Annotated in this window: 16 protein-coding genes; 14 read left to right on the forward strand and 2 right to left on the reverse strand. The window is 49.2% G+C overall.

What is annotated here, in order from left to right:
• The first annotated feature begins 303 nt into the window (after positions 1-303).
• The 13 genes from ACFQNG_RS07735 to ACFQNG_RS07795 all read left to right on the forward strand — a co-directional run bounded on the left by ACFQNG_RS07735 (position 304) and on the right by ACFQNG_RS07795 (position 11,053).
• Positions 304-2,586 (forward strand): immune inhibitor A domain-containing protein, encoded by a 2,283-nt coding sequence (locus ACFQNG_RS07735; RefSeq protein ID WP_379864319.1) that lies wholly within the window; start codon positions 304-306, stop codon positions 2,584-2,586.
• Positions 2,587-2,696: 110 nt separating this feature from the next.
• A complete protein-coding gene (locus ACFQNG_RS07740; protein WP_379864320.1) occupies positions 2,697-3,890 on the forward strand; it encodes a D-alanyl-D-alanine carboxypeptidase family protein in 1,194 nt (397 codons plus the stop codon).
• Between the two features lie 126 nt (positions 3,891-4,016).
• Positions 4,017-4,370, forward strand: a complete 354-nt coding sequence (gene spoIIAA, locus ACFQNG_RS07745) for an anti-sigma F factor antagonist (protein ID WP_379864321.1) — start codon at positions 4,017-4,019, stop codon at positions 4,368-4,370.
• Positions 4,367-4,822 carry an anti-sigma F factor gene (spoIIAB, locus tag ACFQNG_RS07750; RefSeq protein ID WP_379864322.1) on the forward strand — a complete coding sequence of 152 codons (456 nt, stop codon included), beginning with the start codon at positions 4,367-4,369 and terminating at the stop codon, positions 4,820-4,822. Before spoIIAA ends, spoIIAB begins: the two co-directional genes overlap by 4 nt.
• Positions 4,823-4,831: 9 nt before the next feature.
• Positions 4,832-5,599 (forward strand): RNA polymerase sporulation sigma factor SigF, encoded by a 768-nt coding sequence (gene sigF / locus ACFQNG_RS07755; RefSeq protein ID WP_379864323.1) that lies wholly within the window; start codon positions 4,832-4,834, stop codon positions 5,597-5,599.
• Positions 5,600-5,692: 93 nt separating this feature from the next.
• Positions 5,693-6,298 carry a stage V sporulation protein AA gene (locus tag ACFQNG_RS07760; RefSeq protein WP_379864324.1) on the forward strand — a complete coding sequence of 202 codons (606 nt, stop codon included), beginning with the start codon at positions 5,693-5,695 and terminating at the stop codon, positions 6,296-6,298.
• Positions 6,295-6,711, forward strand: a complete 417-nt coding sequence (locus ACFQNG_RS07765; RefSeq protein WP_379864325.1) for a stage V sporulation protein AB — start codon at positions 6,295-6,297, stop codon at positions 6,709-6,711. The genes ACFQNG_RS07760 and ACFQNG_RS07765 overlap by 4 nt, the downstream gene beginning before the upstream one ends.
• A gap of 77 nt (positions 6,712-6,788) precedes the next feature.
• A complete protein-coding gene (gene spoVAE / locus ACFQNG_RS07770) occupies positions 6,789-7,145 on the forward strand; it encodes a stage V sporulation protein AE (protein WP_379864326.1) in 357 nt (118 codons plus the stop codon).
• Between the two features lie 5 nt (positions 7,146-7,150).
• Positions 7,151-7,723 (forward strand): stage V sporulation protein SpoVABEA, encoded by a 573-nt coding sequence (gene spoVAEA / locus ACFQNG_RS07775; RefSeq protein WP_379864327.1) that lies wholly within the window; start codon positions 7,151-7,153, stop codon positions 7,721-7,723.
• Between the two features lie 80 nt (positions 7,724-7,803).
• Complete coding sequence (lysA, locus tag ACFQNG_RS07780; protein ID WP_379864328.1) at positions 7,804-9,135, forward strand: diaminopimelate decarboxylase; 1,332 nt, start codon at positions 7,804-7,806, stop codon at positions 9,133-9,135.
• 131 nt (positions 9,136-9,266) lie between these two features.
• Entirely contained in the window at positions 9,267-9,893 is a 627-nt protein-coding gene (locus ACFQNG_RS07785; protein WP_379864329.1) for a TetR/AcrR family transcriptional regulator, read from the forward strand.
• A gap of 138 nt (positions 9,894-10,031) precedes the next feature.
• The gene (locus ACFQNG_RS07790) at positions 10,032-10,757 is read left to right on the forward strand and encodes an AzlC family ABC transporter permease (protein WP_379864330.1); all 726 of its coding nucleotides are present in this window, start codon (positions 10,032-10,034) and stop codon (positions 10,755-10,757) included.
• Positions 10,754-11,053, forward strand: coding sequence for an AzlD domain-containing protein (locus ACFQNG_RS07795; RefSeq protein WP_379864331.1), 300 nt, complete (start codon positions 10,754-10,756; stop codon positions 11,051-11,053). The genes ACFQNG_RS07790 and ACFQNG_RS07795 overlap by 4 nt, the downstream gene beginning before the upstream one ends.
• 42 nt (positions 11,054-11,095) lie before the next feature.
• On the opposite strand, the gene ACFQNG_RS07800 is transcribed toward ACFQNG_RS07795, so the two are convergent.
• Positions 11,096-11,458, reverse strand: a complete 363-nt coding sequence (locus ACFQNG_RS07800) for a VOC family protein (RefSeq protein ID WP_379864332.1) — start codon at positions 11,456-11,458, stop codon at positions 11,096-11,098.
• A gap of 268 nt (positions 11,459-11,726) precedes the next feature.
• On the opposite strand from ACFQNG_RS07800, the gene ACFQNG_RS07805 reads away from it, so the two are divergent.
• Entirely contained in the window at positions 11,727-12,572 is an 846-nt protein-coding gene (locus tag ACFQNG_RS07805) for a P-loop NTPase family protein (protein ID WP_379864333.1), read from the forward strand.
• A 306-nt stretch (positions 12,573-12,878) separates the two neighbouring features.
• On the opposite strand, the gene ACFQNG_RS07810 is transcribed toward ACFQNG_RS07805, so the two are convergent.
• A partial coding sequence (locus tag ACFQNG_RS07810; RefSeq protein WP_379864354.1) for a zinc ribbon domain-containing protein occupies positions 12,879-13,016 on the reverse strand: 138 nt, incomplete at its 5' end.

Consider the following 13,016-nt stretch of genomic DNA (forward strand, 5'->3'; position numbering starts at 1 on the left):
GAAGGGGCTGATCGCAAAGTGGAACCAGGCGCGGACCAGAAAGTGCAGGCATCGGCTGGACGCTATATCGAGGTGTTGCAGGGATAAGAACCTTGCGGGAAATCATTCAACCCAAGCTTGAGAGGGAGCTTGGGTTTTTGTGATGTCACGATTTCCGCCGAAGCATAACAAAAAAGCTTGGGATTTATCTTTTGCGAAATGTTAATGTGTTAATTCATGATGATTATATATAATCTTGAAAAAACATTAGCATAATTTATAATAAATAGTGTGTTTTTATTTTATCAGCAAAGGGGGAACGGCATGAAGCGTAACAAGTCAGTGATCGCCCTGCTTTCTTCCTCTTTCTTGGTGACGGCGATGGTGGCGATACCTTTGGGAAGCTTCGCTGCACCTTCGCCAAACAAGAAGGCGGCAGCGCAGCAGATCGATTGGTCAGTGGTCAATGAACAAGCTTTAATCGACGCCCTGAAAAAACGCGGTCAATTGAGAAAAAACGCCACCGCGACAGAAATTGAACAAGCGATCAAGGCATATGTGACACGTGGGGTCAACCCGCATAGCGCAACCGACGGGATCGATACGTCAACATCTTTTGGCAAGCGCGCCTATAAAAGCAAAAAAGCGGTACAAGCCAAAGCGGCGCGCAAGATAGCTGGCTTACACGAGAGTTCGTCCGAGAAAAAATCGAGCGAACGGCAACATGTGGATCATGCCGTTGTCGCTTTGATCGAGTTTCCCGATTATCCTCACAACCAACTTCCCAATCCGGGAGACCGGAATTTTTGGGTGAAAGATTTCAATCCTGAACATTATTGGAATTTGCTTTTTAATCGGAGTGGTTTCACAACGGAAGGCGGCAAAAAATATTTGTCCGCAACCCAGTATTACTTGCAGCAATCGGCTGGTTTCTGGGCGCTGGATGGCAAAGTCGCCCCCTGGGTGCAAGCGAAACATGATGCGGCTTATTATGGTGCCCATTATGTGGGAGATGGTTTTGAACTAAATGACATTCGGGCACAAGCTTTGGTGAAAGAGACGCTGGAGTCTGTAGGGAAGCAAATCGCCGGGAATGAAGCAATGTATGATCAGCGCGACCCTTACGATGCTGACGGGGATGGCAATGTAATGGAGCCCGACGGTTTGCTGGATAACTTGTTTATCGTCCATTCGGGTATGGGGGAAGAAGCCGGAGGTGGGGAGCTGGGAGATAATGCGATCTGGTCCCATCGCTCCGTGATTGGCTCGGAGCCTGTGCAAATCCCGGGCAGCAAACTGAAGGCGTATGACTATATCATTCAACCGGAAGATGGCGCGACCGGCGTCTTTGTCCATGAGTATGGCCATAATATCGGATTGCCGGACGAGTATGATACCGGTTATTCGGGAACCGGCTCGCCGGTGGAAGCATGGTCGCTGATGTCCTACGGCAGCTGGACGGGTAAAGTGCCCGGGACGGAACCAACCGGATTCAGCGCATGGTGCAAACTCTTCTTCCATGAGTTATATGGCGGCAATTGGCCCCAACCGACTGTGATCGATTTGAACCGCTTGGATGAAAAACGGACCGTGCTCCTGCAAGAAGCGGTTGCCAATACGAAGCGCGGCAAGCTGGTTAAAATCAATCTGCCGGATCGCTTGGTGGACCCGCCCACGCAACCACTCGGCACCCAATCTTACTTCTCCACCAAAGGGGACATGTTGGATACCAAAATAGTGTCGCAAGAAATCGATTTGACCCCAGCGAAGTCGGCGAAGCTCCGCTTTGAGACATGGCGTGAACTTGAAGTGGCCTATGATTATCTTTATGTGAATATATATGCGGACGGAGCCGCCACTCCCGTGAAAGTGAAAGAGTTTTCTGACACAACCGAGGGTGCTTGGGTCAAAGAAGAGGTGGATTTAAGCGCGTTCGCCGGGAAGAAGATCAAAGTGGAGTTTCAATATGTCACCGATATCGCTGTGACCGAAGAGGGCGCTTATGTGGATAACATCGTTGTTGAAGCGGATGGCAAAGTGGTATTCAGCGATGATGTGGAAGGCACTCCTTCCTTTGCTTTAAATGGGTTTAAACTGTTTAATGGCGCCAAGATCCCCTTTGCGAACTACTATTTGATTGAATGGCGCACCCATCATGGAGTGGACAAAGGCCTGGCGCATGTGCGCCGGAACGACAGCCTGCTGTCGTACGATCCGGGGATGCTCGTCTGGTATTATGATGGGCGATATGGTTCCGACAACATGACGGGGAAACACCCGGGTGAGGGCTTCATCGGTGTCGTCGACGCCCATCAACGTGGCCATTATTGGAACAATGGTCAAGTGGGAACCACCCGTTATCAAGTGAACGATGCGGCTTTCCACTTCAAACCGACCTCCCCCATCCATGTGGTCTACCCCGATACCTACATGAAATACGATGCCTTGCCAGGGATCACCAACTTCTATGATGGCAATGATTATTCAAGCCCTTTCAATCCAGCCGGCGGGAAACGGTTGCCATACCACGGGCTGAAGATCAATCTCAAAGCGGTCACTCCTGATGAAAAATTGGCGTGGATTACCGTGTCAAAGCAAACGAAATAAGCGGCTTGATCCAAGGCTTTCCCGTTCTTCCAAAACGGGAAAGCCTTTTTGCATATTTTTCCATGGAGGAGACAGACTAAGGAACACCGGACGATAGGAGGGAAATGTCGATGCTGAAAAAGCTCAGCCGAATGGTGTTAGCCGGCTGTCTCTTAGGTGCCAGTCTGTTTATTTGCCTCGGGCACACGTATGCCGTCGAAGCGGAACAAGACTTAGCCCCGCATGCCGTTTCCGCTGTATTGATGGATGCGGGAACCGGGAAAGTGCTGTTTGAAAAAAATCCTCATCTATCGCTGCCCCCTGCCAGCATCACCAAATTAATGACGATGCTCTTGGTAATGGAGGCGGTGGGACAAGGAAAAATCACCCTGAAAGATCCAGTTCGGGTCAGCGAACATGCCGCGTCGATGGGTGGCACGCAAATCTTTCTCGAACCGGGCGAGCAGATGAGTGTGCATGATATGTTAAAAGGGGTGGCGATCGCTTCAGCCAATGACGCATCCGTTGCGTTAGCGGAATTTCTGGGTGGAACCGAAGGCAATTTTGTGCGCATGATGAACGAACGCGCCCGGCAATTGGGCATGAAAAACACCCACTTTCAAAATGCCAACGGACTTCCGGCAAAGAATCATTATTCTTCCGCGTATGACATCGCTTTGCTCTCTCGAGAGATCTTAAAATATCCACTTATTACGAAGTTTACCGGCATCTATCAAGATTACCTGCGCCAAGGCTCCAAGAAACCTTTTTGGTTGGTCAACACCAATAAGTTGGTGCGTTATTACCAAGGCGTGGATGGCCTTAAGACAGGTTATACTTCCGAAGCCCGATTCTGTTTGGCGGCCACGGCCAAACGGGAGGGGTTGCGCCTCGTCTCGGTGGTGATGGGTGAACCGGATGCCAAGACGAGAAACGCAGAAGTGGCTGGGATGTTCGATTACGCCTTTAACCAATATACATCCCACACCCTTTACAAAAAAGGGGATGTCGTAGCCGTCAAAAAGATTGAAAAAGGCGATCACCGGACATTGGTGATCAGAGCCAACCAGCCCATCACCATTTTGGTCAAAAAAGGGGAACATCCGCAAAGCTATAAGAAAAAATGGACTTGGACGACATTACAAGCCCCGATCAAACCGGGACAGTCGCTCGGCAAGATACAAATCGAGAAAGAGGGTCAAGTCGTGCAAGAGTTGGAGTTGGTGAGTACAGTTGAGATTAAGCGGGCCAACTTATGGACTTCGATCAAGCAAGCGATCGGTGAAGTGCTGTTTTTGCCTGATGAGCTAAAGGAAACAGAATGAAAGCTAATCGGGGATTCCTAAAATTCTTGTCGGGAATCCTCGATTTTTTTGTTATTTCGAGCGAGGGAAGGAACAAAAAGGAAATTCGTAGAACAATAGGGGTAAAAAAGAGAGAGGAGCACACTTATGGGTTTACATATTCAAGTGAAGCATTACCGCAATGTCTTGGTTGTCCGTTTGCGGGGTGAGCTGGACCATCACGCATCAGAGCAGGTGCGCCGATCCATTGAGGATGAATTGGCCAAAGGGCAATCCTCACATCTGGTATTAAATTTGGCCGACCTTGAATTTATGGACAGCTCCGGGTTAGGCGTGATATTGGGCAGATATAAAAAAGTGTCCCAGTTGGGCGGCAAAATGATGCTATGTGCCATTCGCCCGTCGGTGCACCGCTTGATGGAGATGTCGGGATTGTTTAAAATTTTGCCTACGTATGAAGATGAGCACAGTGCGATTACGGCTTGTGGGGTGGCGTCATGAAAGAAGTGCAAAAAAACTTTATGGAACTCCGTTTTGCGAGCAGGTCGGAGAATGAAGCTTTTGCCCGCATCGCAGTCGCCTCGTTTATCTCGCAGTTGGATCCAACGGTGGAAGAGTTGACAGATATCAAAACGGTGGTTTCCGAAGCTGTCACCAATGCGGTGATTCATGGGTATGAGGAGAAGCCGGAAGGAACGATCTATATTCGAACGGAAATTGAAGGGACGCGGATCAGCATTACCATCTCTGACAAAGGGGTGGGAATTGATGATGTCAACATGGCCCGTCAACCCCTTTATACGTCCAAGCCGGAGTTGGAACGGTCTGGGATGGGCTTTACCATCATGGAAAATTTCATGGATGAAGTGTTGATCCATTCGAAACCGGGCCATGGCACGACGGTGCATATGGTGAAATATCTAAAAAGCCGCCATCAGACGATGGCTAATTGAGGGATGCCCATGGACGCGGATGTACGTTACAGCAGGCACCCCCATCTCTCTGATGAGGAAGTGAAACAACTGATACAGGCGAGTCAGAGTGGGGACATGGAGTCCCGCAACAAGCTGATTCGCCATAATATTCGGTTAGTGTGGTCGGTCGTTCAGCGTTTTTTGAACCGTGGATATGATGCGGAGGATTTGTTTCAAATCGGTTGCATCGGTCTGTTAAAAGCGATCGACAAATTTGACCTCAACTATGAAGTCAAGTTCTCCACCTATGCCGTTCCCATGATCATTGGGGAAATTCAGCGCTTTTTGCGTGATGACGGCATGGTAAAAGTGAGTCGTTCGTTGAAAGAGATGGCCAATAAGATCCGCAAAACCAAAGATGAGCTGTCCAAACGCCTCAATCGCGTGCCCACCATCCAGGAAATTGCCGCAGCCATGGGGGTGGAGCCGGAGGAGATCGTCTTTGCGCAAGAAGCGAATCGCGCGCCAGCTTCCATCCATGAAACGGTATATGAGAATGATGGGGACCCGATTACCTTGATGGATCAAATCGCGGACGAACCGGTGACGACCTGGTTTGACAAATTGACGTTAAAAGATGCGATTCATCGCTTATCGGACAGGGAAAAATTGATTGTCTATCTTCGTTACTATAAAGATCAAACCCAGTCAGAAGTTGCTGAGCGCCTAGGTATTTCCCAAGTGCAAGTATCTAGGTTGGAAAAGAAGATTATTGCTCGGATGCGTGAAGAATTAGATCTCAAGCATGAGAAATGATGTGGGGCACCTGTTCTGTTCAGGTGCTTTTTTATATTTTGTGGAAAGTGGAAGCATACTAGGGATATCAACACAGCTGAAAGGAAGTTGCCCATGAAGCCCATACTTTATCTTCGCTTGAAGAAGAAGGTGACGGCCAAGCCCGGGCAACCGCTCAGTATCAAGCATCTCTGTCGTTTGACAGGCAAGGATATTCCGCCGGAAGTCGGGGATATCCACGTATGCACTCCCTCTTTGAGGAATGGCAACTACATCGTCATCGATGTGATTGATGTCATCCACATGGTGCAACAACAATTTCCCGCGCTCGAGGTGCATCATGTGGGTTCCCATCAGATGTTGATCGAAGTGAAGGTGTCAGTCAAAAGACCGCGTTTGTTGTATGTCTTCCTTGTCGCGCTCTTATTGTTTACAGGCTCGGGGCTCGCGATCATGAACTTTCATACCGATGTGAGCATGGCTGATGTTCATGAACGCATTGTTTATTTGCTTACGGGTACGCATCAGAAAAGGCCCCTCTTCTTGCAAATCCCTTATTCCATCGGAATCGGCGCGGGCATGATCCTCTTTTTTAACCGACTGTTCCGGCGTCGGTTCAACGAAGAGCCCAGTCCGTTGGAATTGGAGATGTTTCTATATCAAGAAACGATCGATCAATATATGATCAACGATGAAAAGCAAAAGTTGGATCTGAAATGAGTGGATTGGCGAACGTATTGCTCATCTTTATCGGATTGGCTGGCGGGATTGCCGTGGGCGGTGGGTTTGTCGCCTTTATCACCGTGTTGGACATCATCCCTCGATTGGCCCAAGTAACCCGTACTTTTTCCTATGTCTACATGTATGAATGGGCTGTCGTAGGCGGTGTTCTCTTTTTTACTGTCATCGACCTGTCGGATGTCCACTTTCGCTTACCCGATTGGAGCATCAGTATCGTCGGTGGGTTGATGGGTATATTTGTTGGCTTGTTGGCAGCGGCGTTGACGGAAGTGGTCAATGTGATTCCGATATTGGCCAAACGGTTGCAGGTTCAAGTTCACTTGGTCTTTCTCTTGATGGCGATGGTATTCGGTAAGGTAGTGGGATCCCTCTTGCAGTGGTTGATCTTTTAGCAAACGAAAAGCAGGCATGTGGAATGAAGACGGTATCGCCCTGTTGGGATCGTATATGTTTGGAGAAGGATGTGAGGATGATGGGTTCGTTTTGGGCCGCTTTTTTGGTTGGTGGGTTAATCTGTGTCATTGGACAGTTGTTAATGGATTTGACGAAGCTGACGCCAGCTCATGTGCTTAGCTTATTGGTTGTGGCTGGAGCGGTCCTGGATGGGCTGGGTTTGTATGAGCCATTGATCCAGTTTGCGGGAGCGGGGGCCACCGTTCCGATCACCAGCTTTGGTAACGCTTTGGTGCACGGGGCCTTGGAAGAGGCGGGCAAACATGGATTTGTCGGTGTATTGTCGGGGATCTTCCAGATCACCAGTGCGGGTATCTCAGCGGCGATCATCTTCGGTTTTCTGACTGCGGCGCTCTTTAAGCCAAAAGGTTGACGCTTATGTCCAAAAGACAAGTGATCCTGGTCACGGATGGAGACAATGTGGCCAAGCGAGCGCTTGAAGTCGCCGCCAAACGGATGGGAGGGCGATGCATCTCCCGATCGGGGGGGAATCCAACTTCCTTAACCGGTTCGGAACTGGTTGAGCTGATTAAGCAAACGCCTTATGATCCGGTGTTAGTCATGTTTGATGACTGTGGGTCCGGTCGGGAGGGGCAAGGAGAGATGGCTTTGCGTGAGGTTGCGACACACCCCGACATCGAAGTGTTGGGAGCCATTGCGGTGGCTTCAAATTGTCACCGCTCCAAAGGGACGCCTGTCCATCTTGCGTTGGATCGGTACGGGAATTTGGTCGGACATGCGGTCGATAAGCATGGAAACGTCAAACGGGACCAACCGCTCAGGATTTTCGGGGATACGGTGGAAGTGCTGAATGAGATTCCGATTCCCTTTATCGTCGGGATTGGGGATGTGGGCAAGATGAGGGAATTTGATGATGTGGAACGAGGAGCCCCAGTGACATGCAAAGCGATTCAACTCATCCTAAGCCAATATAACAAACGAAGATCCTGACAAAACAAAAAAGTTTTGTTGGGATTTTTATTTGCATCGGGTATAGTAATTGAAAATATATCGAAAAAGGGGGACAATTCATGTATCTGCACGGAACAAGCCGCATTAATCGGCAGGGACATTTGGAGATAGGGGGCTGTGATACGGTTGAATTAGCGAAACGCTTCGGAACCCCCTTATATGTGATGGACGAGGAAATGATTCGTGAGCGGATGCGCTCATTTGTGAAAGCTTGCCGAGAGCAAACGGATTTCGCGTTTCGGGTCGCCTACGCCAGCAAAGCGTTCAATACCTTGGCGATGTGTCGGGTGGTGGAAGAAGAAGGGCTGATGCTGGATGTGGTGTCGGAAGGCGAATTGGTTACCGCGCTGGCGGCTGGGTTTCCAGCGGAGCGGATTTATTTCCATGGCAACAACAAATCGAAAGGGGAAATCAAGCGCGCCATTTCAGCGGGTATCGGTTGGTTTGTGGTGGACAATTTTGTCGAGTTGGAGTTATTGCAGCAAGTGGCCAACTCCCTTGGCCAAGTCGCCCGCATTTTATTGCGGGTAAGCCCGGGGATAGAAGCGCATACCCACTCCTATATTCAAACAGGGCAAGAAGATTCCAAATTCGGCTTTGATTTGGCCAGTGGCCAGGCATTTGAGGCCGCGCGCTTAAGTAAAAAAATGAAGGGCGTTCAATTTGAGGGACTCCATTGCCACATTGGCTCACAAATCTTTGAAACGGAAGCCTTCACGCTGGCGATCGGCAAGATGGCGAGATTGGCAGAACAATGCGAACAAGCGGGCTATCCGATCTCCATCTTAAACGTGGGAGGCGGCTTTGGCATTCGTTACAGTGCCGACGACAAACCGCTGGCGGTGGAAGAAGTGATACAGGCGATTGCCGAGACAGTCAAGCGGGAATTCCGCTTTGCGGCGCACCAGCCGGAGATATGGGTTGAGCCGGGCCGGGCGGTCGTTGGCGAAGCGGGAACCACATTATACACGGTGGGCACAGTCAAAAAAGTTCCCGGCATCCGCAAGTATGTGGCGGTCGATGGCGGGATGACTGATAATCTGCGCCCTGCCTTATACCAAGCGAAATATGAAGCGCTTCTGGCCAACCGTGCCACAGAGACGGAGACGGAAGTGGTCTCCATTGCGGGGAAGTGTTGCGAAAGTGGGGATATGCTGATCTGGGACATCGCGCTTCCCAAAGTGAAGCAAGGGGATATCCTCGCGGTGGGTTGCACGGGCGCCTATAACTATTCCATGGCCAGCAACTACAATCGGTTGCCCCGTCCGGCCGTCATCTTTGTAAACAAGGGAGAAGCTGATATCGTGGTGGAACGGGAAACGCTGGAAGATGTGATTGCGCATGACCGCATACCGATGCGCTTGCAGAAACAAATGGTGTCTGAAGCATAAGCCAAGCATCCGCTTCAGTTCGCTCTCAATGAGGGCGATTCATTTCGTTCCGGTATTGACCATGTGGTCGACAAAGGATAAAATGAACATAATGATTGACCGTATGGTCAAAAAAAGGTTGGGGGTTAAAAGTGGAAGCGTATCAAAAAATTCCAGCAGACAAACGGGAAAAGATCTTTCAAGCGACGATCAAGGAATTTGCCGACAAAGGTTACGAACAAGCGTCCACCAATCAAATCGTGCAAGAGGCGGACATTTCCAAAGGGCTCTTGTTTCACTACTTTGGCAATAAAAAAGGGCTTTTCTTGTCCACCTTTCATTATAGCATAGAGCGGGTGAGGGCCGCTGTCGTCCCGCCAATGGAAGAGTTGAGCCCAGATTTTTTTGAGCGGCAGTTGCAATTTGCACGCTTGAAGTTGCAACTCTTTATGAAACATCCCCTGGAATACCGTTTTTTGCTCACGGCTTATGACCGTGTGCCCGAAGAGATAGCCATCGAGATCAAGCAGTGGAAAGAAACGGTGCGGGGAGTGAATCATCAGTTGATGTGGGAAGGCGTCGATTTTTCCCGCTTTCGCAAAGATCTCCCAATTGAACGGTTGATTAAATGGGTCATGGTCAGCTTGGAAGCGGTGGGAGAGCAGTGGTTGCCTCGCTTATTGGCCGAGCCGGATAAGGGCTTGTCCCTGCTCGACCATTCGATAAAAGATTTGGAAGAGATCTTGGATATTCTGAAGCTCGGTGTCTATGAACGGTGAGGATAGGGATGGGTTCTTGCTTATTTGCAAGAATCCTTTTTTTGTTTTAAAAAACATTGACTCTATTTCATCAACTGTCTATAGTAAGTAAAAATAATAGAAATTTCGCATTGCGAATAATGTAAGGGGTACGGTGTGATGAAAGAGTCAGAAGTGGCTGTATCGTCGGAAATGCATGCTGAAGAAAGGAAATCTGCACTGTTTTGGGCAGGGGTGCAAGTCGCTTTGCCGATCGCGATCGGTTATATCCCCATCGCCATCGCGTTTGGGGTGATTGCACGGCAAGCGGAACTCACCCTGTTCGACTCCGCCTTGATGTCGATGCTGGTGTATGCCGGAGCCAGCCAATTCATGGCGGCCAATATGTTGGCAACCGGCGCGGGTGGTCTGGAAGTGATCATGGCCACACTGGTCATCAATTTGCGCCATGTGGTGATGGGGCTCTCCTTGATGAATTTGCTGAAAGGTGCGCGACCGGTATGGAAAGGGTTGCTGTCACTCGGCGTGACCGATGAATCGTTTGCGGTCGCTTCCCTATCGGGGCGGAATCACCCCGCATTTGTGGCAGGCATCATGTTATCCGCGTATTTGGCGTGGGTGGGCGGCACGTTGTTGGGGGGCCTGTTATACCGGCTTATCCCAGCCGACATCGGGGCAAGCATGTCCATCGCCTTGTATGCGATGTTCATCAGTTTGTTGATTCCCGAGATGAGGCAGGGGCGCCACATCGTCATGATCGCCGGGACGAGCATGCTCATCAATGCCTTGGGCACATGGCTCTTTCGGTTGGAGTCCGGTTGGTCGATCATTCTGGCAACGCTGGTGGCCAGCTTATTGTTCGTGAGGAAGGAGAAGAAAGCATGAGTATCTTGTTGATTGTGCTCGGGATGTCCTTGGCGACGATGGTGCCGCGCTTGTTGCCCGCACTGGTCATGGAGCGGCTGGTCATCCCCGATTGGTTGGACAAATGGCTGAAAAACATCCCATATGCCGCATTGGGGGCATTGATCTTTCCGGGTGTGCTCTCGATTGACGAGCAGCCGGAAATCGGCCTGATCGGCGGGGGCGTGGCGGTGGTCATGGCCTATTTTCGACTGCATACAATGGTGGTGATCATCGGGTCGATCGTGGCGGTGATGGCGGCGAAAGCGGTGATGTGAAAGAGGACAAGGCGATGTCGCTTTGTCCTCTTTTGATGGAGTTCAGCCTTTCAAGACATACTCGTAGCCATCGAGATCCTTGAAAATGGCAAACGTGCCATACGGCATTTTGTTAGGTTCCCCTTGGAATTGCACCCCGTTTTGCTTCATGCGTTCATAAGTGGCGGTGATGTCGTCGCAGACAAAGACAACCGAGGGCTTCAGTTCGGCCCTGTTGGGCATCATCGCTTGAGGGTAAAGAACCAGCTTGGTTTCCGCATTGGCCGGACCCACTTCGATCCAGCGTCCATTGGGTCCCATCGGATGGTCGGCGTGAACGGTGAAACCCACCTGCTCGGTCCAGAATTGCAAGGCTTTGTCTTGATCTTTGACATAGACGGCCACGGTGGCGATTTGCTTAATCATGTGCAAGGCTCCTTTCGTTATCTGGTATGGTGCTACTGTATCATAGCTTGCGCCGATCTTCTTGTAAAAAACGACACGCGGATCCCAAAAGGTGCGATGGCAAATCAAAATTCGGTTAACAACTATATTAAGCTGAAAATTAGAAACAAATCCATGGCTGGCTATGCATAACTCACCTCAGTTGTTAGAATAGATGAGAATGAAGCCAGAGAAGAATTTCATTGTCCGTCCGCGATTAGATAGGGTTTCTATGAGAAGGGAGCCGCATATGAAGACAAAGTTAATCATGATAGAAGGATTGCCTGGATTTGGCAAATCGACAACAGCCCAGCTTGTCCATAATATTCTTGGAGAGCTGAATATTGAGACCAAATTGTTTTTGGAAGGGAATGTGGAGCATCCCGCTGATTTTGAAGGAATGGCCTATTATACCAAAGATGGATTCGAACAATTGGTGTCTTCCTGCGATGCAAAGCTTAGCCGCATGTTGATTGATGAAGTGACCAATAAAGGCGATGATTATTTCTTGCCGTACCGAAAAATGAAAAAGGCACTTGGCTCGGACCTTCCGGATGCATTATTTCATGAAATGATGAAAAATGACATATATGAATTGCCGCTGGGTCAACACATCGAGTTGATTACCGGAAAGTGGGATGAATTTGCCAAAAAAACGCTTGTTGGCAATGAAGTCTATGTGTTTGAATGCTGTTTCATACAAAATCCTGTAACCATGGGCATGGTGAAATGTGGAGCGCCGAAAGAAAAAGTCATCAATTATGTAATGAGATTGGCAGAAATCATTGAATGCTTAAACCCTGTGTTGCTTTATATAAATCAGACCGATTTGGCGTTTTCATTTAAAAAAGCAATTAAAGAAAGACCAAAAGAATGGTCAGATGGATTTATTGATTATTACACCAGCCAAGGTTACGGTAAAGCCCTAGGCTTCAAAGGGTTAGAAGGAACTTTGCGAGTGCTTGAAGCGAGGAAAGAATTAGAGGCGGAAATATATGATATGCTGCAAATGCAAAAGAGGAAAATTGATAATTCGGAATATGTTATTGATAAATATAGGGGCGAATTGGTGGAGATTTTGAAAGACTATGTTTGATGCCACTTTATGGGGGGTATTCAACCCCCATTCACCAACCATCGGGTCCCATTGGATGGTTGGCATGAACGATGAAACCCACTTGCTCGGTTCAGAATTGCAAGGCTTTGTCCTGATCTTCGACATACGATCTTCTTTTGAGACTCCACACGGCTGAAGCCGTGGGATTCTTGGATAGTGAATGTCCTCAATCCATTTCTGCTTTGGACAACTTCCAAGTTCAGGGCTGTCTCATCAGCCCATCCCATACAGTTCTACAACATCGTTGCATGTACCCATATGGGCGGCGTACCTATGACCAGTACGCTAGGCGGCGAGTCCAGATATCGCCTTACCTATATTGATTGCTCCGTTTAAGTCTGCATGGCAGGTATAGCCGCACCGCTTACACTGGAAGCGAAGTCCCTTTCGATTCGCTTTTTCACGATGTCCACATTTGCAGGT

Source organism: Laceyella putida (genome assembly GCF_042665195.1).
Classification (GTDB): domain Bacteria; phylum Bacillota; class Bacilli; order Thermoactinomycetales; family Thermoactinomycetaceae; genus Laceyella; species Laceyella putida.